Genomic DNA, 19730 nt, shown 5'->3' on the forward strand with positions numbered 1-19730 from the left:
CCGTGACCACCGATCTATCGGCTCCCGCCAGGCGGGGCACGACGACGGCGGGCCGGGGCAACAGCCCCCGCCCGCCTTTCGGCGTTTCCGCGGTGTCCATCCTGGCGGTGCTGATCGCCCTCTTCTCCCTCGTCCCGCTGGGATACGTGGTCTACATGACGGTGGCAACCGGGTGGGACACCGCCGTCGCCCTCATCCTGCGCCCCCGGGTGGGCGAACTGCTGGCCAACACCCTGCTCCTGATGGCCGCCACCGTCCCGCTGTGCCTGCTGCTTGGCGTGGCGGGGGCATGGCTGGTGGAACGGACCAACCTCCGCGGCCGGCGGATCTGGGCTGTCCTGCTGGCCGCTCCCCTGGCCATCCCGGCATTCGTGAACAGCTACGCCTGGGTGTCGGCCATCCCCTCGCTCGGCGGCCTGGGCTCAGGAATCCTGATCTCCACCCTGTCCTACTTCCCGCTGGTGTACATCCCCGCGGCCGCCACGCTGAGCCGGCTGGACCCTGCCATCGAGCAGTCCGCCGCCGCACTGGGACTGGGCGCCTGGCGGGCCCTCTTCCGGGTGGTGCTTCCCCAGCTGCGGATCGCCCTGACGGGCGGCGGCCTCCTGGTAGGGCTGCACCTGCTCGCCGAATACGGCGCCTTCGCCATGATCCGGTTCGATACCTTCACCACCGCGATCATGACCCAATACCGTTCCACCTTCAACGGGGCCGCGGGCAACATGCTGGCCAGCGTGCTGGTGTTCTTCTGCCTGCTGCTGCTGATGGCCGAAGTCCGCAGCCGCGGCACCGCCCGGTACGCGAGGATCGGCTCAGGGGCGCAGGCACGGGCACTCCGCCTCCCGCTGCACGCCTACCAGATCCCGTCCCAGGCCTTCCTGCTGGCGCTGACGGCACTGGCGTTCGGCCTCCCGCTGTACTACGTACTGAAATGGATCGTGGCCGGCGGCGCGGACGTCTGGACCGCCGCCGAATTCCTCCCCGCCCTGCTGGCCACGTTCGGATACGGCCTGGCCGGCGCTGCCGCCACCATCGTGGTCGCGTTCCCCATGGCGTACCTCGCGGTCCGCAGACCCGGCTGGTTCAGCAAGTCACTGGAACTGTCCAACTACGTCACCAGCTCGATGCCCGGCATCGTGGTGGCCCTGGCGTTCGTCACCGTCAGCATCCGCGTGATGCCGGGCATCTACCAAACAGCCGGCGTGCTGGTGGCAGCGTACGTCCTGCTGTTCCTGCCCCGGGCCCTGGTGAACCTCCGGGCCGGGCTGGCGCAGGCTCCCAAGGAGCTTGACGAGGCCGCGCAGGCGCTGGGCAAGCCGCCGCTGCTGGCCTTCATCCGCGTCACACTGCGGCTGACCGCCCCGGCCGCTGCCGGCGGTGCGGCCCTGGTTTTCCTGGCCATCGCCAACGAGCTCACCGCCACGTTGCTGCTGTCCCCCAACGGCACCAAGACCCTGGCCACCGAGTTCTGGAGCAAGAGCAGCGAAATCGACTACGCCGGTGCGGCTCCCTATGCCCTGTTGATGATCCTGCTTTCCGCCCCGATGACCTACCTCCTCTTCCAACAGTCCAAGAAAGTAGCCGGACAGTGACAGCACCATCCACCCGTCGGCTGCCCGAACCACGGGTCTCCCCCTCCGTGGCGGCAACCACCAACAGCCACCTCCAGATCACGGACGTCACCAAGAACTTCGGATCCCAGGCGGTCCTGAGGGGCGTCAACCTGTCCGTGGCCAAGGGCGGGACCACCGCCATCGTGGGTCCGTCCGGCTCCGGCAAGACCACGCTGCTGCGCCTCATCGCCGGTTTTGAACACCCGGACACCGGCACCATCTCGCTCAACGGCACCACCGTGGCAGGCGACGGCGCGTGGCTCCCGGCGCACAAACGCCAGATCGGCTACGTGGCCCAGGACGGCGCGCTCTTCCCGCACCTTACCGTGGGCCAGAACGTTGCCTTTGGCCTGGATCCGGCCAAGCTGGAGGGCGGCCGGCGGGCTGTCGCGGCCCGGGTGGCGGAGCTCCTGGACATGGTGTCCCTGGATCCGGCCATGGCCAAGCGCCGCCCGCACCAGCTCTCCGGCGGCCAGCAGCAGCGCGTGGCCCTGGCCCGCGCCCTGGCACGGGAACCGGAACTGATGCTCCTGGACGAACCCTTCTCAGCCTTGGATGCGGGCCTCCGCGTTGCCACCCGCCGCGCCGTGGCCAAGGTCCTGGCCGAGGCCGGGGTTACCACCATCCTGGTCACCCACGACCAGGCCGAAGCGTTGTCCTTCGCCGACCAGGTGGCGGTCATGCGCGGCGGCAAGCTGGCCCAGATCGGCAACCCCTTCGTCGTCTACACCCGTCCCGCGGACCGGGCCACCGCCGAGTTCCTGGGCGATGCCGTCATCCTGGATGCCTGGCTCGAAGGGTCACTGGCCACCTGCTCGCTGGGCGGCATTCCGGTGCGCCGGCCGCCGGCGCAGGGCAAGGTCCAGTTGATGCTGCGGCCCGAGCAGATCCGCATCGCCGAGGACGGCCCCATCCGCGGCGTGGTGGTGGACACTGACTACTTCGGCCCCGAAACCACGGTGCGGCTCAAGCTCAACGTGCCGCAAGAGGTGGCGGAGCACGCGGACCACCGGTACCCCGGCGGCGGCGAAGTGATCACCATCCGGCACTGGAACGCCTCAATTGCCCGGCCCGGGATGGAACTGTGCCTCCGGGTGGTCGGCGAAGCAGTCGCGTTCCCGATGGAGGACTGAGCTCCGGCCCCGGCCGCGCTCGGCGGCGTATCCGAAGCTTGTCCCCGCATCAGAAGCTAGGGGGCGCAGATGGACGAACAAGCTTCTGACCGGTGCGCCCGCCACTGCTGACACAGAAAAAACACCGGGCCGAAACACTCCGGCAACCTCTTCACGGCAAGCTGTGCGTACGGGGATACAACAGCAGGAGGCAGCCCTCATGGAGGCACAAGGAATACGTACCGCCCAGCTCCGCATCGGGGACCAGATCGAAGCCTGGCACCGAGGCAAGCTTTTCCACAGCGGCCGGGTGACCGACGTCGTCCCGGCCCTTGAACTCTTCTGGATCCTGGATTCCAGGACCGGTGCGCGGAAGCTGCTGGACCCGGAGGCCCTGGAGATCCGGCACGTGGAGGTCACGGCCGTTCCACCGGCCGCCCAGGCGAAGCCGCTCGCGACGGCGTGAGCGGGGTTCCGGCCGGGCAGCCGGCAGGACCAGCGGCTTAGGTCCGTTCCTGGTAGACGTCCGGGATGCCGTCGTGGTCCGAATCCACTTTCTCGAGTTCTTCGGCGAGCCGGTACTGGCGGTTCCGGGTTCGCAGCACCACCGTCGCCAGCAGCGCGGCGATCAATGATGCGGCCAGGATGCCCACCTTGGCATGGTCATCATGCAGGCTGCCGTTGCCGAAGCTGAGCTCCGCCACGAGCAGGGACACGGTGAAACCGATGCCCGCCAGCAGCGCCACGCCGAACACGTCGATCCACGTGAATGAGTTGTCCAGGCTGGCCCTGGTGGCTTTGGTCAGCACCCAGGTGGTGGCAAGGATTCCCACCGGCTTGCCCAGGACCAGGCCCAGGATGATGCCCAGCGCCACCGGGTCCGACAACGCCGAAGCCAGGCCTTCCCATCCGCCGACCAGCACGCCTGCGGAGAAGAACGCAAAGATCGGGACCGCGACGCCCGCGGAAATGGGCCGGAACCGGTGTTCGAAGATCTCGGCGAGCCCCGGACCCGCTTCCGGACCGCCGGAGGCCTGTGACCTGATCACCGGCACCGCGAAGCCCAACAGCACACCGGCCACAGTGGCATGGATACCCGAAGCATGCACCAGCGCCCACGTCAGTACCCCTAGCGGCAGCAGGATCAACCAGGCCGCGGCGGCATGGCGGCCGAAGAACCGGCGGTACTTTTGCGCGAGGAACGCATAGGCCGCCAGCGGAACGAGCGCCAGGAGCAGCGGGGTGGGCTGGATGTCGCTGGAGTAGAAGAACGCAATGATGGTGATGGCAATCAGGTCATCCACCACGGCCAGCGTCAGCAGGAAGATCCGCAGCGCGCTGGGCAGGTGGGAGCCGATGATGGCCAGGACGGCCACCGCAAAGGCGATGTCGGTTGCCGTGGGGATGGCCCAGCCGCGCAGGGTTTCCGGGCTGGCGAGGTTGACGACGGCGTAAATCACCGCCGGGACGGCCACACCGCCCACGGCGGCGGCCACGGGGACGATCGATTTGCTGATCTGCCGCAGGTCGCCGGCCACGAATTCCCGTTTGAGTTCCAGGCCCACCAGGAAGAAGAAAATGGCCAACAGGCCGTCAGCCGCCCAGGCACCCAGGCTCAGCTCCAGGTGCCACGGCGCGTAGCCCACCGTGAAGTCGCGGAGGGCAAAGTAGCTCTCCGATGCCGGGGAATTGGCCCAGACGAGGGCGATGACCGCCGCGATGACGAGGAGGGCTCCGCCGACCGTTTCCTTGCGGAGGATTTCACCGATCCGGAGGGCCTCGGCGTAGCTGCCGCGGGAGAAGACGGTGGAGCCGAAAAACGTGTTCCGGCTGGGCGGGGGCGGTGTTGGTGCAGGCGGGGTGGAGGTCATGGAGGCATCCTTATTTCCGGGTTCGACAAAGCCATGCCGACCAGACTTCCCGGCGCACCTGGGTCCATTCTACCGGGCGGGAGGGTCAGCCTGCGCGGCGTCCCCCGGTGTCCCGGCTCCGCCCGTGCAGTTGGATGGCCCGAACGGCGCGGTCCAGGTAGGTCCGCCCGTCAACGGAATTGGCCAGCTGCACCAGTTCGGCGGCCACCACCACGAGCTTGACGTTCCGGTGGCTGCTGGTGGCCACGAGCAACTGGAAGGCCTCGTCCGAGCCGAGCTTCAGCAGGCCCATGAGGATGCCGCGAGCCTGGTCGATCACCGTGCGGGTGGAGGTGGCGCCGGCAACGGCATCCCGCGCAGTCTGTTCGGTCTCGCGCTGCAGGGTCCGGGTGAGGTCCACCATCACGCCTTCGAGCGCCACCACTGATCCGTCGTCGCCGAGGATCGCCTCACCGGAGGTCATGACCCGGCGCGTGTGGCCTTTGGCGTCAATAATGCGGTGGTACATGCAGAAGAAGCCGCCGGTCTCCGCCACCCTGGCGGTGATTTCCTCGCATTGTCCGCGGTCATCGGGATGCTTGTGCGCAAAGACGAGTTCGAGGGTGGGCACCACCTCCCCGCGCTGGTAGCCGTGCAGCTGGTACATGCCATTGGACCAATGGAACGCCGGCCCGGCCAGGTCCACGCGGAACACCCCGGCGTCGCACTGGTCGTCGCCGAGGGCGCTGGAGTAGGTGTACAAGTCGCTCAGCTCGGTCACGAGGCCCACTTCCCAGGTATTGGCCAGCCCCCAGCGGGCCGGCACCGTACTCGCTCCTCCCAGTATGGGCGAATGGAGCAGCGGAAAGTAGTGCGGGAGGTCCTATGGAACTCCCGCAGGAAATGGGCTAAAGACTTGAACGCACATACCCCTAGGGGGTATATTCAAGCTGTTGTCAGTGACGTGGTTTGTCCCGGCCGGTGCCTGCACCGGCCTTACAGCCGGTCAACCCCAGCGCCCCATGATCGTCTATGGAATGGAACTGACATGAGCCACGGGAACCACTCCCACCACCCGGCGGCGGCCGGCCCCCTCACGCACGCTCCGGCGGCCCCCACCGGGCACCCTCACCACGGCGGCCACGAGCATGACGATGACCACGCCGTGCACACCCACGGGCAGCACGCCGGCCACAGCACCGCCATGTTCAAGAACCGGTTCTGGCTGACGCTCGCCCTGTCCGTGCCGGTGGTCTACTTCAGCCCCATGATGGGCCACCTGCTGGGCTACATGCCGCCCGAGTTTCCCGGCGCCGCCTGGATTCCGCCGGTCCTGGGCACCGTGATATTCCTGTATGGCGGCCAGCCGTTCCTCAAGGGCGGCCTCCAGGAACTCAAGGACCGCACGCCCGGGATGATGCTGCTGATCGCCATGGCCATCACCGTGGCTTTTGCGGCCTCCTGGGTCACCAGCCTGGGGATCGGCGGCTTCGACCTGGATTTCTGGTGGGAGCTGGCGCTCCTGGTGGCCATCATGCTGCTGGGCCACTGGATCGAAATGCGCGCCCTCGGATCAGCCCAGGGCGCCCTTGACGCCCTCGCGGCGCTGCTCCCGGACGAGGCCGAGCGCATCACGGAGGGCGGCGCGGAAATTGTCCCCGTTGCCGATCTGGCCCCCGGCGATCTCGTCCTGGTCCGCCCCGGCGCCCGCATGCCGGCGGACGGGACCGTGGTGGACGGCCAGGCGGAGTTCGACGAGTCCATGATCACCGGCGAATCCAAAACCGTCCCACGCGGCACCGGCGATCCGGTGGTGGCCGGAACCGTGGCCACGGACAGCAGCGTCCGGGTCCGGGTCACGGCAGTGGGCGACCAGACCGCCCTGGCCGGAATCCAGCGGCTGGTGGAAGAGGCCCAGGCCTCATCCTCGCGCGCGCAAGCCCTCGCGGACCGCGCGGCGGCGTTCCTGTTCTACTTCGCCGCCGGAGCCGGCGTGCTGACCTTCATCGGCTGGACGCTGCTGGGAAGCGTCCCCGACGCCGTTACCCGTACCGTCACTGTCCTGGTGATCGCCTGCCCGCACGCGTTGGGGCTGGCCATCCCGCTGGTCATCGCCATTTCCACGGAACAGGCCGCCCGGGCAGGGGTGCTCATCAAGAACCGGATGGCACTGGAGCGCATGCGCACCGTCGACGTCGTCCTGTTCGACAAGACCGGCACCCTGACCACCGGCGAACCTGAGCTGAAGGACATCGCCGCCGCCGAAGGTGCCGAGGCCGATGCCGTGCTCGCCCTGGCCGCCGCCGTTGAATCCGACAGCGAGCACCCCGTGGCGCGTGCCATCGTCCGGGCCGCCGGAGCCCGGAACCTGGCACTCCCGGCAGCCACGGGCTTCACCGCCCTGGCGGGCCGGGGCGTCCGGGCCGTCGTGGACGGCCGCACTGTGCACGTGGGCGGACCCGCGCTCCTGCGCGAGCTCGGCGTCGTCGAGCCCGAGGCCCTGGCCGTCCGGACGCGGGCATGGATGGAACGCGGCGCCGCAGTCCTGCACGTGGTGGACGGCGACGGCACCATCCTGGGCGCCGTGAGCATGGAAGACGCCGTGCGGGCCGAATCGCGGCAGGCCGTGTCAGCCCTCCAGCGCCGCGGTATCAAGGTGGCCATGGTCACCGGGGACGCGCGCCAGGTGGCGCAGGCCGTGGCCGCCGACCTGGGCATTGACGAGGTATTCGCCGAGGTCCTTCCCGCGGACAAAGACAAGAAAGTTGCCGAACTGCAAGCCCGCGGCTTGAAGGTGGCCATGGTGGGCGACGGCGTCAACGACTCCCCGGCCCTTGCCCGCGCCGAGGTGGGCATCGCCATTGGCGCCGGGACCGACGTGGCCATGGAATCCGCCGGCGTGGTGCTGGCAGGAAACGATCCGCGTGCGGTGCTGTCCATGGTGGACCTCTCCCGGGCGAGCTACCGGAAGATGTGGCAGAACCTGGTGTGGGCGGCGGGCTACAACATCCTGTCCGTGCCGCTGGCCGCAGGCGTCCTGGCCTTTGCCGGCGTAGTGCTCTCACCGGCGGCAGGGGCCGTGCTGATGTCTGCCTCCACCGTTGTGGTGGCCTTGAACGCCCAGCTCCTCCGGCGCCTGAAGCTGAACCCGTCGGAGGTGCAGTGAACCGGGCACTGCACCAGGCCCTGCTGCTGGCCCGCACCCTGGCCGTTATCGCGGGCCTGCTCGGCATGCACGTACTGACCGCGGGCCACGCCTCGCACGGGCTCGTTGCGCAGGGCGTCGTGTCGCACAGCGCAGCCTCCCATACGGCGCCCGCCGGGCACACCGCCGTCGTGCATTCCACGGTTGGGGACCAGCCGGGCCATACCGGCCACGCGGTCGCAGCGGCCTCCATGGACGCGCCGGCTCTGGCGCCGTCCACGTGCGGCACCTCCTGCCCGGGAGCGCAGGAATCGGGGGCACCGTGCATCCCAACCGCACCGGGGAGTCCGGTCACCGTTGCCCCACCCCAGGCAACCTTTGCCGTCGTCTCGCTGCTGCCGCCGGCCGGCGACCCCAGCTCCTCCTATGGGTACCTGCCGCCCAGCCCCTCACCCTGCGACCTGTCCATCAGCCGGACGTAAACCGGACTGTGCCCATCACCCCGGCCCAGTTCCACTACCTCCCTGAAAGACACCATGAACACCACATTCAAGACCCTGTCCATCACCGTTGCCCTCGCCGCGTCCCTCAGCCTCGCCGGCTGCGCCACAGGCTCCGGCAGCATGCCCATGGACCACGGCAGCTCCAACCCCATGTCGAGTACCATGCCAAGCGCCGGCACCATGCCCGGCGCCAGCGCCGACCATAACCAGGCGGACATCATGTTTGCCCAGATGATGATCCCGCACCACGCCCAGGCAGTGGAGATGAGCGGCATCGTCCTGGCGAAGCCCGGGGTGCCCGCAGAGGTGACAGCGCTCGCCACGAAGATCAAGGCCGCCCAGGCACCGGAGATCGAGCAGATGACCGGCTGGCTTAAAGCCTGGAACGTGCCCACCATGATGAGCGACCACTCGGGACACGGCATGACCGGCATGGTGGACGATGCCGGCATCGAGAAGCTGGAGTCCGCCACCGGGACCGACGCCGCGAAACTGTTCCTGGAACAGATGATCGGCCACCATGAGGGCGCCATCGATATGGCCCGGCAGGAGATCAGCGCCGGCAAATTCCCGGACGCCGTGAAGCTGGGCCACGACATCGTGGACGCCCAGCAGGCCGAGATCACACAAATGAAGCAGCTGCTGACCGTTCTGTAAGCTGCCCGGCGGGCGCCCGGCATCAAAACACGCAACGGCGCGGCAGCGGCACCCGGCCAGGGGGCCGCCGCCGCGCCGTTGCGTGTTAAGTTGAAAGGCACGGGCCCACCGGTCCTGCCACCAGCTGGGAAAGAGAACATCTCCTTGGACAATTCCGCGCCAGTCAAGATCCTGACCGTCTGCACCGGGAACATCTGCCGCTCTCCCGTGGCCGAACGGCTGCTGCAGGCGGGGCTGGACCAAGCCGTGCCGGGAGGGTTCCAGGTGGCGAGCGCCGGCACCCGGGCCATGGTGGGCGAACCCATGCAGCCCATTTCCGCGGAGATCGTGCGGACCTACGGCGGGGATCCGGAAGGGTTTGCCGCACGGCAGCTCACCCCCGCCATCCTGCGCGGCGTGGACCTGGTACTCACCATGACCTCCGGACACCGCGGCGAGGTCCTGCAGCTCGATGCCTCCCTCCTCAAGCGCACCTTCACCATCCGCGAGTTCGCCCGTATGCTCGACATCCTGGACCAGAGGGACACGTCCGCGTCCACGGACAACGCGGCCGACGACGACGGCTGGCTGGCTGCCCACACAACCCGTTGGCGGGGATTGCCGGCGCGTGCCGCCGGGGTGCGGCACCTCTCGCTCCCCGCAGATCCCGCCGAGAACGACATCGTGGACCCGTACCGCCGGCCGCCGGAGGTGTACCGGCAGATGGAGGACCAGCTGGCCCCCGCCATCGTGTCCATCCTGCGCCACGCCCGCCTCAATTCCCCGGTCCGCGGGGACGCAGCCGGCGCGCCGTAACGAACCGTGGGTGCCCGGCGGCCCGGCGACACGCCCCAGGTGACAGTTTGGACAAGCCTGTAGCCAACAGGGGTATCACTGGCGGACACTGATCCCACCCGCAACACGATGAGGTGGAGGCACCGCATGAGCACGCCTGATCCAACCGGACCCGCCGGTCCCCCCACCCGCCCGTCCGTGCCCCACCGGCCCGCCTGGCTTGCGGCCCTCGGCCGCCGCCGCTGGATCGCCGCACTGCTGGCACTGGTGCTGGTGGCGGCCGCGGGGATCGCGGTGTTCAGCCTCAACCGCGCGGGCAGGGACGCCGCCCCCGCGGCCACGCAAACCCAGTCACCGAGCGAAACGCCCACGCCCACACCCACGCCGTCCGAAACACCTCCACCGGCGCCCGCTCCGCCTCCGCCTCCTCCGCCGCAGCCGATTCCGGACCTCCCGGCGGGCGAGATGAATGTGCTGGTCATCGGCAGCGACAGCCGGGGGATCGCCCGGAACGAGGCAGCCCACACCGCGGAGACCGGCGAGCCCTCGGACCAGCGCTCGGATTCGTTGATGCTGGTCCATGTGCCCGCGGACCGCCACACGCTCTATGTCATTTCGATCATGCGGGATCTGTGGGTGGACGTCCCGGGCGTGGGCGGCTCCAAGATCAATGCGGCCTTGGAGTACGGCGGCATCGACCTGACCACGCAGACCGTGCAGCAGTTGCTGGGCGTCACCATCGACCACACCCTGATGCTCGATTTCAACGGCTTCCGGGCACTTACGGACGGGCTGGGCGGCATCGACGTCAACGTCCCTTTTGCCTTCCAGTCCACTATCGAAACCCAGCATGTGTTCAGCCAGGGCATCAACCATCTTGACGGGCAGGCTGCCCTGGAGTTCAGCCGCGAACGCTACGCCTTCACCGACGGAGACTTCCAACGGGTACAGAACCAGCGGACCATGCTGCGCGCCATCCTGGCCCGGCTTACCGGCGGCGGCGCCCTGAACGACGTGAACGCGGTCCGGTCGCTGGTGGACTTCGCGGGCTGCTGCCTCACGGTGGACAAGGGCTTCGACCCCGTCCAGGCCGCCATCCTCGCCTACAGCCTGCGGAACCTGGACGTGAACGCCATCGGCACCATGACCCTGCCCACGGCCGGGACCGGCATGGCGGCCGGGCAGTCGGTGGTATTCCCCGATTATGGCGGCATCGCCGCCGTCGGTGCCGCACTGCGGGAGGGCAGGATCGCCGACTTCGCGGTCCCGTAGCCCTCCGCCCCAAGGCGGCCCCCCATCCTGGCCACCGCCTGTTCAGGACCGCCTCACCCCGGGTTTACCCGCAGGACCATGTCCGTGCGTCCGCCCGCGGGAACCTCAGGGTATGACTGAGAACTCCCGCACCACCGTTTCCCGCCGCACCGTCGTCAAAGGCTCGGTCCTGGCTGCCGCGCTCGCCTCCGTCCCCGCCGCCGCCCAGGCAGCCGAAACCGGCCAGTCTCCCGCCGGCGTCGCGTTGGTCCGCAACCGCCTCACCCTCCCCAGCGGCATCGCCACCGGGGACGTCACCTCCGATTCTGCCGTCCTGTGGTCCCGCGCCTCGGGTGCCGGCCGGATGACTGCGGTCCTGCGGGCGGTGGACGACGGCGGCCAGGTCCTTCGCGGACGCGGTGCCTTTGGGCGGGTCCTCCGTGGCCCCCGCGCCACCCAGGCCTCAGATTTCACGGCCAAGATCCATGCCGGCAACCTGCCGTCCAACACCCGGTTCGCCTTGGAAATCAGCTTCGAGGACGACGGCGGCGCGGCCAGCGAGACGGTCCTCGGCAGTTTCCGCACGGCCCCCGACACCGGGACGGTCAACGGCAAGGGCCGCACCGGTGGGGTGGGCAACAGCGGCGACGTCCCGGCGTCGTTTGCGCAGAGCTTCGTGTGGACCGGCGACACAGCCGGCCAGGGGTGGGGCATCAACGAGGAGATCGGCGGCATGCGCGGCTACCGGGCCATGCACCAGACCCGGCCGGACTTCTTCATCCACTCCGGCGACACCATCTATGCCGACGGTCCCATTGCGGAGAATGTCACCGAAAAGGACGGCCAGGTCTGGAAGAACCTGGTGACCGAGGAGGTCTCCAAGGTGGCCGAGACGCTGACCGAGTTCCGCGGCAGGCACCGCTACAACTCCATGGACGCCAATATGCGCGCGTTGTTCGCCGACGTCCCGGTCATCGCCCAGTGGGACGACCACGAGACCCACAACAACTGGTACCCCGGCCAGGTCCTGGATGACTCCCGCTACACGGTGCGGGACGTCAACACCCTCGCCGCGCGCGGCCGCCAGGCCTGGCAGGAAAACATGCCCATCGCGGACAGCTCCGCCCTGTGGCGCCCCGGCACGTTCGACGACGCCGGCACGTACCAGCCGGCCCGCATCTACCGGAAGATCTCCCGCGGGCCGCAGCTGGACATCTTCTGCCTGGACATGCGCACCTTCAAGTCCCCCAACACGGATGGCAAGGAGCCCTATGCCACCTCCATCCTGGGCCGGGAGCAGGTGGACTGGCTCATCAGCGAGGTGTCCAAATCCAAAGCAACGTGGAAGGTGATCGCCAACGACCTGCCCCTGGGCGTCGTGGTCCCGGACGGACCCGTGAATGAGGAAAGCGTCTCCAACCGCGACCCCGGCGCACCCTTGGGCCGCGAGCTTGAACTGGCCGGGGTGCTCAGCGCCTTCAAGCGCAACGGTGTGAAGAACACTGTGTGGCTGACCGCCGACGTGCACTACTGCGCCGCCCACCACTACTCCCCCGAACGGGCGGCCTTCACCGACTTCGACCCCTTCTGGGAGTTCGTGGCCGGGCCCATCGCGGCGGGCTCGTTCGGTCCCAACGCCATGGACGGCACGTTCGGGCCGGAGGTGGTGTTTTCCAAGTCCGGCCGCTTCGCCGGGGAGTCCCCGCGGGACGGCGAAAACCAGTTCTTCGGGCACGTGCAGCTCGGGGAGGACAACAGCTTCACCGTGAGCCTCCGGAACGCCAACGGCGCCACCGTGTTCTCCCAGACCCTCACGCCCCAAAGGTAGGTGTTCCGGCCCCATCACCCTGGTGCCGGGCCGACGGCGGCTGCGCGCCCCTGGCGCCGGGACCGCCGTCGGCCGTTATTTTCCGACGTTCCTTGGGTACGCCGCACATAGTGGGGGCTTCGGCACGGCAAACGGACGGGGTGGTTCCTTGAACGGCTATTCTTCGAAGAAAGACATTTCGGGCGGCGGCCCGTCCGGCGACGACGGCTTGACAGCAGCGGTCAGGGCAGCCGGAGCGGTGGAGCTGCTCCTGGTCCGGCACGGCGAAAGCGAAGGCAACGTGGCCGCCACGGAGGCCCGGGACGCGGGGGTTGAGGTCATCGACGTGCCGGCCCGCGATGCCGATGTGGACCTTTCCGGCACCGGGAAGGACCAGGCAAAGGCGTTGGGTGTTGCCCTGTCCCGGATCGCGGAAGGGTTCCGTCCCGACGCCGTGGTCTCCTCCCCCTATGCGCGCGCTCGTCAGACAGCCCGGATCGCCGTGGAAACGGCAGGCTGGCCGCTGCAGGTTCGGATTGATGAACGGCTGCGGGACCGCGAACTGGGCATCCTGGACCGGCTCACCCGGCTGGGCGTGGAGAACCGCTACCCGGTGGAAGCCGAACGGCGGGACTGGCTGGGCAAACTGTACTACCGGCCGCCGGGCGGGGAATCCTGGGCGGACGTGGCGCTCCGGCTGCGGTCCGTCCTTGCAGAGCTGAATGGCCTGGGTGCCGGCCACCGGGTCATGCTGGTGTGCCATGACGCCGTGATCATGCTGTTCCGGTACGTGCTGGAAGGACTCACGGAGAGGGAGTTGCTGGACCTCGCGGCCACCGAAGCCATCCTCAATGCCTCGGTAACCAGGTTTGTGCGCCCCTCCGGTGAGGGACCGTGGACCCTGGAAAGCTTCAACGTGGCCAGCCACCTGGCCGAGCAGGGCGTCGCTGTCACCGAGCATGCGGGAGACACCAGTGTCCGGCCCCGGTGACGCCGGCGCCACCCTGGTCACCCCGTCGCTCCTGCGCGAGTGGCCCCTGCCGGCACCCGGCGCAGACAAATACTCCCGTGGGTCGGTGCTGGTGATCGGCGGGGCCCGGACCACCCCTGGCGCGGCGCTGCTGGCCGGCACCGCCGCGCTGCGGGCCGGGGCAGGTAAACTCACGCTGGCAGTGGCCGGGTCCGTTGCGGTGCAGCTGGGGGTCGCGTTGCCTGAGTGTGGTTGCATCGGGCTGCCCGAAACTGCGGAAGGTTCCCTCAAGGCGGAACTGGACCCTGTTGCCGCGTATTTGGACGGGGCGGACGCGGTCTTGGTCGGACCGGGGTTGGATGACCCGGACCTTGCGGCGGAACTGCTGGTGGCGATGCTTGACCGCGAGTCGCCCGGTACGGAACGGCCCGCCGTCGTCCTCGATGCCTACGCCTTGGGCGCCCTGGTGCCGCTGGAAGACCGGCTGGACCCCTGGCGCGGCCGGCTGGTCCTGACCCCGAACCCCACCGAAGCGGGAATCCTGCTGGGGCGCGAGGTGGCGGACCTTGAAAGAGACCTGGCCGAGGTCTCCGCCCGGTTCGGCGCCGTTGTCAGTTGCCAGGGCCTGATCACGCAGCCTCCAGGCTTTGACGACGGCCCGGGCCCCTGGAAGATCACCACGGGATACGGCGGCCTTGGCACCTCCGGCAGCGGGGATGTGTTGGCGGGGACCATCGCCGGCCTCCGGGCGAGGGGAACCACCGGCGTCCAGGCAGCGTGCTGGGGGACGCACCTGCATGCGGCCGCCGCGGACCGGCTGGCCAGCAGGCGGGGCCCCATGGGGTTCCTGGCCCGCGAACTAGCCGAGGAAATGCCTGCGTTGATGCTGGAACTCAGCACCTGATTCCTGATGCCGGGGCACCCGGCCGGTACGTGACCGGAACACAGGGAGGCCGGACGCGCGGATGGCCCCCGGCCGAAGCCGGGGGCCACCGTGTCGGGAAGTACAGGCCTCAGCTGCCGATGCGCTGTCTGGCGCTGTGGCGTGCACAGTGTGGCGATCCGCCCCATAAGGCAGTCAACAGGTTTGCCCGCCTCCCGAGCCTTTGTTGTCTAATACTGATTTTTTTAGCACTCGGAGCGCGGGCCTTCAAGTGCTCGTGCGGTCAATCCCTGGTGGGGTCCGGCCGGAGCGGCGCCGGCCCGGGATCGGGAACGGGCAACGGTCCCGGCGACGGTGGTGCGGGGAACGGATGTGGCGACGGCGGCCCGGGCGGGCGGGGCTGGGTGGGATCCGGGGAGCTCGGCTCCGGTCCGGGTTCGGGCGGAAACGGCTCAGGTTCGTGCACTGGCGGGATGGTCATGGAACTTCCCCTCTCAGGCTGGGCAGATGTGCCTTGGACTGATCAGGATACGCCGGACATGCCCCGGCAACCACCCGTCAGGACGGCAAGGCACCCACCAGCCGCAGCCAGTCCCCCACTTGCGCCGGGTCCGCCTCGCCGCAGCTGAAGCCGACATATCCGTCCGGGCGCACGGCCACCATGCCCCGGCCCGGATGGCTGCTGAGCCGGTGGACATGGACCATGGGGCTGTGTCCCGCACGCGCCGGCAACGCCAGGGCATCCAAGGCGTCCGGGCCGGCATCCCGCTCCAGCAAGAGATGGACCCCCGGGAGGGCCGTCAGGTCATGCAGGCGCACTTCCCGTCCCGCCACCGAGGCCGGCGCGTCCGGCAGCCGGTCGCCGGGCCGTGGCCACCGGACCGACCGGGGTGTCCCGTCAATGGAGACAGCGCTGCTCCGGTACCGCACGAAAGGCTGGGCCAGGAGCCTGATGCCCTTGGACGTGAGCCACTGCCGGCGCAGCAGGAACGGCAGGACCGGCGCCAACGCAGGAAGAATGCTCCGGGCCAGCCGGGCGGCAGGGTGCGGCGAGGCCTCACCAAAAAAGATGACGTGGGTCAGGGCAAGGACCTGCCGGGCAGCAAGCCGGCGCTCCTGGTGGTAGGAGCTGAGCAACTCAGGGAGGGGCCCGCCGGCCGTCGAGGCGAAGCCGAGCTTCAAGCCAATATTGAGGGCGTCGAGGATGCCGTTGTTCATGCCTTGACCGCCGGCCGGAGAATGTGCGTGCGCGGCGTCCCCTGCCAGGAAGACGGGATCGACGCCGAACGAACTGGCAAGACGGTGTTGAAGCGCGACCTGCGCCGACCACCGGACGTCCCGGACCGCGGCGCCCAGCCCCGAGACCCTGACGAGGCGTTCCACTTCCCCTGGCGGGACGGCCGGGCCCAACTGGCCGAACAATGCGGCGGGTTGCGGGTCCGCGGGCCGGGTTGCCAGCATGCGCCAGGTGGCTCCTTCCCCAAGGGCGAAAAGGAAGGTCAGCCCGGCGCTGCCGACGGCGACGTGCAGGACCCCCGGGTCCAGGGGCCCGTCAAGTTCCAGGTCGGCCAGGACAGCCTCCACCCGGTAGGGACCGCCCTCCCAGCGGGCGCCCGTGATGCTGCGGACGGTGCCGGCCTGCCCGTCGCAACCGGCCAGGAACCGGGCATCATGCTCTTCCCGGCCGCCGCCGTCGCGGCAAAGCTGCGCCCGGACCATGCCTCCTTCTGGTTGTACGCCGCCGCGGCCGAGCCCGCGGAACTCCACGCCCCAGTCCACGTGAACGCCCCGCTCCTGGAGTGCCTGCCACAGCACGGCCTCGACGTCGGCCTGCCGGACCAGGGTCAGGTGCGGGAAGGCCGTGTCCGGGAGGTCCGCGTGGCCCAGCCGGGCTTCGACGATACGCCGGCCCAGGTGGAGCCGCGCTTCCGGGGTGGTGTCGGCGCGGCGGAGCAGTTCTCCGGTGACTGCCAGCGGCCGCAGCCCTTCCAGGGCGCGGGCATGGAGCATCAAGGCCCGGGACGGGCGTGTCAGGTGCGGGCGGCGGTCCACCACCCTGACGGAGGCGCCATGGGCCTGTGCCTGGAGCGCGGTGGTGAGCCCGGCCGGACCAGCGCCGACAACGAGGACGTCGGTGTCCGGCGTCGGTCCTTGCCCGCGTCCCATGGCTGCCGGGCCCTCACGCTGCGGGGAGGAGCCGCCACCAGGCGTGTTCGGGGTGGGCGGCAAGGCGCATCCGGGCGGGGTCGGCCAAGGCCTCGTCCCGGTGCAGGCCAGGGAGGATTTTGAAGCTGATGGATCCTGGGACGCTGACCAGTTCAAGGACCCGCCAGAGGGCGGCGGCGTAACGGCGCGCCTGCTCGGCACCGTCCCACTCGTACAACCCGCGGTAGGCACCGAAGGTATCGTGGGCGCACCACAGCTTGGACACGAACCCCGGGAACCCCACGAACAGTGGGGTGTTCAGGAGGCTCTCGGTCTCGAACAACCTGTGCGCCCGGCCGCGCACCAGGCGCAGGGTGAAGGTGACTACGAGTACGCAGGGCTCCGCGGCGGGAGGGCGGCCGACGGCGGTCTCCCGGTAGACCCGCGCGGCGCTCCCGTCCGCGAACCGCAGCATCCGGCCCACGTTCCCCGCAGGCAGGTGCACTTGCCTGCGGGCAAGCATCAGGGCGGACGTCCCCACGCATTTAGCCACGGCCAACCAGGCTTTGGCCCGGGGAGCCGGGCCGGATTCGAAGGACATGGCGCCCCCTTTCCTTGCGGTGTTCCCTCCAGCCTGACCGGAACCGCCGCAGGCGTCCCAGAGTCTTTCGTCCCGTGCGGTCCGGTCCGCCGCTCCCCCGTCAGCGAACGGCCTGCGGACTTGCAGGGACGGGTCTATATATTGAATCCATGACCTCCACCCCGCTGCAGGATTCCACCGGCACCTCCGTCCCGGCACCCCCGGTTGCCAAGAAGATTCCCACCGAACGCACCCACCACGGGGAGACCTTCGTGGACAACTACGAGTGGCTCCGGGACAAGGAATCCCCGGAGGTGGTGGCGCACCTGCGGGCCGAAAACGAGTACCAGGAAGCGGTCACCGCCGGCCAGGAGCCGCTCCGCGAGGCCATATTCCAGGAGATCAAGGGCCGCACCCAGGAAACCGACCTTTCCGTCCCGCACCGGAAGGACGGCTGGTGGTATTTCAGCCGCTCGGCAGAGGGCAAGGAATACGGCATCCACTGCCGGGTGAAGGCGCAGGACACCGGGGACAAGGTGGCCGACTGGACTCCGCCGGCCGTCGAGGCCGGCATGGGTATCCCGGGCGAAGAAGTCCTGCTGGACGGCAACGTCGAAGCTGAGGGCAAGCCGTTCTTCTCGGTGGGCGGCACCGCCGTGACCATCGATGGCCACCTTTACGCCTACGCGGTGGACAACTCCGGCGATGAGCGCTTCACCCTCCGGATCAAGGACCTTCGCACCGGCACGCTGCTGCCGGATGTCATCGAGAACATCTTCTATGGCGTCTCCTTCTCCCCGGACGGCACCCGCCTCTTCTACACCGTGGTGGACGAGTCCTGGCGCCCCTACCAGGTCAAGTCCCATGTCCTGGGCACGCCCGTGGCCGACGACACCGTGGTGTACCAGGAGGACGATCCCGCCATGTGGCTGGGCTTCGAGCTCTCCGCGGACCGGCGCTACCTGGTGCTCGGCATTGGCTGCTCGGAGTACAGCGAAACCCGGCTGCTCCGTTTCGACGACCCCGCCGCAACGGTCAGCACCGTCATTTCGCGGGACGAACGCATCCTTTACGAGGCAGAACCCTTCCTGCTGGGCGGCGAAGAAAAGATCCTGCTCACCCACAACCGCGGCGCCATCAACTCGATGGTCTCCCTGACGGACCCGGCTGAGCTGCACAAGCCGCTGGCCGAACAGACCTGGCAGACCGTCGTCGAGCATTCCGACGACGTCCGCGTCAACGGCGCGGGCGTCATCTCCACCCACCTCATCGTCTCCGTCCGCAAGGACACCATCGAGCGGGTCCAGGTGATGGGGCTGGCCGGGCTGGGCACGCCCGCGCAGCAGGCCCCGGTGGAGCCTGCCTTCGATGAGGAGCTGTACACCGCCGGGGTGGGCGGCTCGGACTACGACGCCCCGGTGATCCGGCTCGGCTACACGTCCTACTTCACGCCGTCGCGGATCTACGACTTCGTCCTCCCCACCCCCGAACTGCCCGCCGGCGACCTGCTGCTGCGCAAGGAAAGCCCGGTACTGGGCGGCTACGACGGAAGCGACTACATCGCCACCCGCGAATGGGCCACCGCCGGCGACGGCACGCGCATCCCGCTCTCCGTCCTGCGGCACAAGGGCGTCAAGCAGGATGCGACGGCAGCGGGCCTGGTTTACGGGTACGGCTCCTACGAGATGAGCATGGACCCCGGATTCGGCATCGCCCGGCTGTCCCTGCTGGACCGTGGCGTGGTGTTCGTGATCGCCCACATCCGTGGCGGCGGCGAATTGGGCCGGCACTGGTATGAGGACGGCAAGAAGCTCACCAAGAAGAACACCTTCACCGATTTCATCGACGCCACGGACTGGCTGGCGAACTCCGGCTGGGTGGACCCGGCGCGGATCGCGGCCCTGGGCGGTTCCGCGGGCGGCCTGCTGATGGGCGCCGTGGCCAACATGGCGCCGGAGAAGTACGCGGCGATCGTGGCGCAGGTGCCTTTCGTGGATCCGCTCACCAGCATCCTGGACCCGGACCTGCCGTTGTCCGCCTTGGAGTGGGAGGAATGGGGCAACCCCATCACGGACCCCGAGGCCTACGCGTACATGAAGTCCTATTCGCCGTACGAGAATGTGCGGGCGGTGGCTTACCCCAAGATCGCGGCCGTGACGTCCTTCAACGACACCAGGGTCCTGTATGTCGAGCCCGCCAAATGGGTGCAGGAGCTGCGGAACAAGACCACCGGGTCCGAGCCCATCGTCATGAAGATCGAGATGGACGGCGGCCACGGCGGGGCCTCCGGACGCTATGTGCAGTGGCGTGAGCGTGCGTGGGACTACGCCTTCATCGCCGACGCCCTGGGCGCCACCGGGCTGCTTCCAGGCGCCGGGCTGAAGCAGTAGCGCCTGCCAGCCACCGCCCTGTTCCCGGAAATGCTCATCATGCTTACCAT

16 protein-coding genes are annotated in these 19730 nt (G+C 69.0%); 12 read left to right on the forward strand and 4 right to left on the reverse strand.

What is annotated here, in order from left to right:
* The first annotated feature begins 2 nt into the window (after positions 1–2).
* The 3 genes from C563_RS0108930 (at position 3) to C563_RS0108940 (ending at position 3191) form a co-directional block, all read left to right on the forward strand.
* Positions 3–1592, forward strand: a complete 1590-nt coding sequence (locus C563_RS0108930; protein ID WP_026264572.1) for an ABC transporter permease — start codon at positions 3–5, stop codon at positions 1590–1592.
* Positions 1589–2746: an ABC transporter ATP-binding protein gene (locus C563_RS0108935; protein WP_018761702.1), complete on the forward strand. Its 1158-nt coding sequence runs from the start codon at positions 1589–1591 to the stop codon at positions 2744–2746. The genes C563_RS0108930 and C563_RS0108935 overlap by 4 nt, the downstream gene beginning before the upstream one ends.
* Positions 2747–2945: 199 nt before the next feature.
* Positions 2946–3191, forward strand: coding sequence for a hypothetical protein (locus C563_RS0108940; RefSeq protein ID WP_018761703.1), 246 nt, complete (start codon positions 2946–2948; stop codon positions 3189–3191).
* A 37-nt stretch (positions 3192–3228) separates the two neighbouring features.
* On the opposite strand, the gene nhaA is transcribed toward C563_RS0108940, so the two are convergent.
* Positions 3229–4596: a Na+/H+ antiporter NhaA gene (nhaA, locus tag C563_RS0108945; RefSeq protein WP_018761704.1), complete on the reverse strand. Its 1368-nt coding sequence runs from the start codon at positions 4594–4596 to the stop codon at positions 3229–3231.
* Positions 4597–4681: 85 nt separating this feature from the next.
* On the reverse strand, positions 4682–5401 hold the full coding sequence (locus C563_RS0108950) for a PAS and ANTAR domain-containing protein (protein ID WP_018761705.1): 720 nt from the start codon (positions 5399–5401) through the stop codon (positions 4682–4684).
* Between the two features lie 222 nt (positions 5402–5623).
* Here C563_RS0108950 and C563_RS0108955 point away from each other — a divergent pair, with 222 nt between their 5' ends.
* From C563_RS0108955 to C563_RS0108990, 8 genes are all read left to right on the forward strand, one after another.
* Positions 5624–7741 carry a copper-translocating P-type ATPase gene (locus C563_RS0108955; RefSeq protein ID WP_018761706.1) on the forward strand — a complete coding sequence of 706 codons (2118 nt, stop codon included), beginning with the start codon at positions 5624–5626 and terminating at the stop codon, positions 7739–7741.
* A complete protein-coding gene (locus tag C563_RS0108960) occupies positions 7738–8202 on the forward strand; it encodes a hypothetical protein (protein ID WP_018761707.1) in 465 nt (154 codons plus the stop codon). The genes C563_RS0108955 and C563_RS0108960 overlap by 4 nt, the downstream gene beginning before the upstream one ends.
* A 54-nt stretch (positions 8203–8256) precedes the next feature.
* On the forward strand, positions 8257–8880 hold the full coding sequence (locus C563_RS0108965) for a DUF305 domain-containing protein (RefSeq protein WP_018761708.1): 624 nt from the start codon (positions 8257–8259) through the stop codon (positions 8878–8880).
* Positions 8881–9024: 144 nt separating this feature from the next.
* Positions 9025–9675 carry an arsenate reductase/protein-tyrosine-phosphatase family protein gene (locus tag C563_RS0108970; RefSeq protein WP_018761709.1) on the forward strand — a complete coding sequence of 217 codons (651 nt, stop codon included), beginning with the start codon at positions 9025–9027 and terminating at the stop codon, positions 9673–9675.
* Between the two features lie 126 nt (positions 9676–9801).
* Positions 9802–10926, forward strand: a complete 1125-nt coding sequence (locus C563_RS0108975; protein WP_018761710.1) for an LCP family protein — start codon at positions 9802–9804, stop codon at positions 10924–10926.
* Positions 10927–11038: 112 nt separating this feature from the next.
* Entirely contained in the window at positions 11039–12733 is a 1695-nt protein-coding gene (locus C563_RS0108980; RefSeq protein ID WP_018761711.1) for an alkaline phosphatase D family protein, read from the forward strand.
* Positions 12734–12881: 148 nt separating this feature from the next.
* Complete coding sequence (locus tag C563_RS0108985; RefSeq protein ID WP_018761712.1) at positions 12882–13703, forward strand: histidine phosphatase family protein; 822 nt, start codon at positions 12882–12884, stop codon at positions 13701–13703.
* Positions 13672–14586: an NAD(P)H-hydrate dehydratase gene (locus tag C563_RS0108990; protein ID WP_051083457.1), complete on the forward strand. Its 915-nt coding sequence runs from the start codon at positions 13672–13674 to the stop codon at positions 14584–14586. Before C563_RS0108985 ends, C563_RS0108990 begins: the two co-directional genes overlap by 32 nt.
* Before the next feature lie 537 nt (positions 14587–15123).
* Here the strand turns inward: C563_RS0108990 and C563_RS0108995 are convergent.
* Entirely contained in the window at positions 15124–16731 is a 1608-nt protein-coding gene (locus tag C563_RS0108995) for an FAD-dependent monooxygenase (protein ID WP_018761714.1), read from the reverse strand.
* Between the two features lie 13 nt (positions 16732–16744).
* Positions 16745–17311, reverse strand: coding sequence for a hypothetical protein (locus C563_RS0109000; protein WP_018761715.1), 567 nt, complete (start codon positions 17309–17311; stop codon positions 16745–16747).
* Positions 17312–17460: 149 nt separating this feature from the next.
* On the opposite strand from C563_RS0109000, the gene C563_RS0109005 reads away from it, so the two are divergent.
* Positions 17461–19680, forward strand: coding sequence for a S9 family peptidase (locus C563_RS0109005; protein ID WP_018761716.1), 2220 nt, complete (start codon positions 17461–17463; stop codon positions 19678–19680).
* Positions 19681–19730 lie beyond the last annotated feature (50 nt).

The sequence above is a fragment of the Arthrobacter sp. 135MFCol5.1 genome, assembly GCF_000374865.1.
In the GTDB taxonomy this organism is placed as follows: Bacteria; Actinomycetota; Actinomycetes; order Actinomycetales; family Micrococcaceae; genus Arthrobacter.

Coding starts and splice junctions, on each gene's coding strand:
- C563_RS0108940 (WP_018761703.1), top strand. CDS start 2,946: ATGGAGGCACAAGGAATACGTACCGCCCAGCTCCGCATCGGGGACCAG.
- nhaA (WP_018761704.1), bottom strand. CDS start 4,596: ATGACCTCCACCCCGCCTGCACCAACACCGCCCCCGCCCAGCCGGAAC.
- C563_RS0108955 (WP_018761706.1), top strand. CDS start 5,624: ATGAGCCACGGGAACCACTCCCACCACCCGGCGGCGGCCGGCCCCCTC.
- C563_RS0108965 (WP_018761708.1), top strand. CDS start 8,257: ATGAACACCACATTCAAGACCCTGTCCATCACCGTTGCCCTCGCCGCG.
- C563_RS0108975 (WP_018761710.1), top strand. CDS start 9,802: ATGAGCACGCCTGATCCAACCGGACCCGCCGGTCCCCCCACCCGCCCG.
- C563_RS0108980 (WP_018761711.1), top strand. CDS start 11,039: ATGACTGAGAACTCCCGCACCACCGTTTCCCGCCGCACCGTCGTCAAA.
- C563_RS0108990 (WP_051083457.1), top strand. CDS start 13,672: ATGCGGGAGACACCAGTGTCCGGCCCCGGTGACGCCGGCGCCACCCTG.
- C563_RS0108995 (WP_018761714.1), bottom strand. CDS start 16,731: ATGGGACGCGGGCAAGGACCGACGCCGGACACCGACGTCCTCGTTGTC.
- C563_RS0109000 (WP_018761715.1), bottom strand. CDS start 17,311: ATGTCCTTCGAATCCGGCCCGGCTCCCCGGGCCAAAGCCTGGTTGGCC.
- C563_RS0109005 (WP_018761716.1), top strand. CDS start 17,461: ATGACCTCCACCCCGCTGCAGGATTCCACCGGCACCTCCGTCCCGGCA.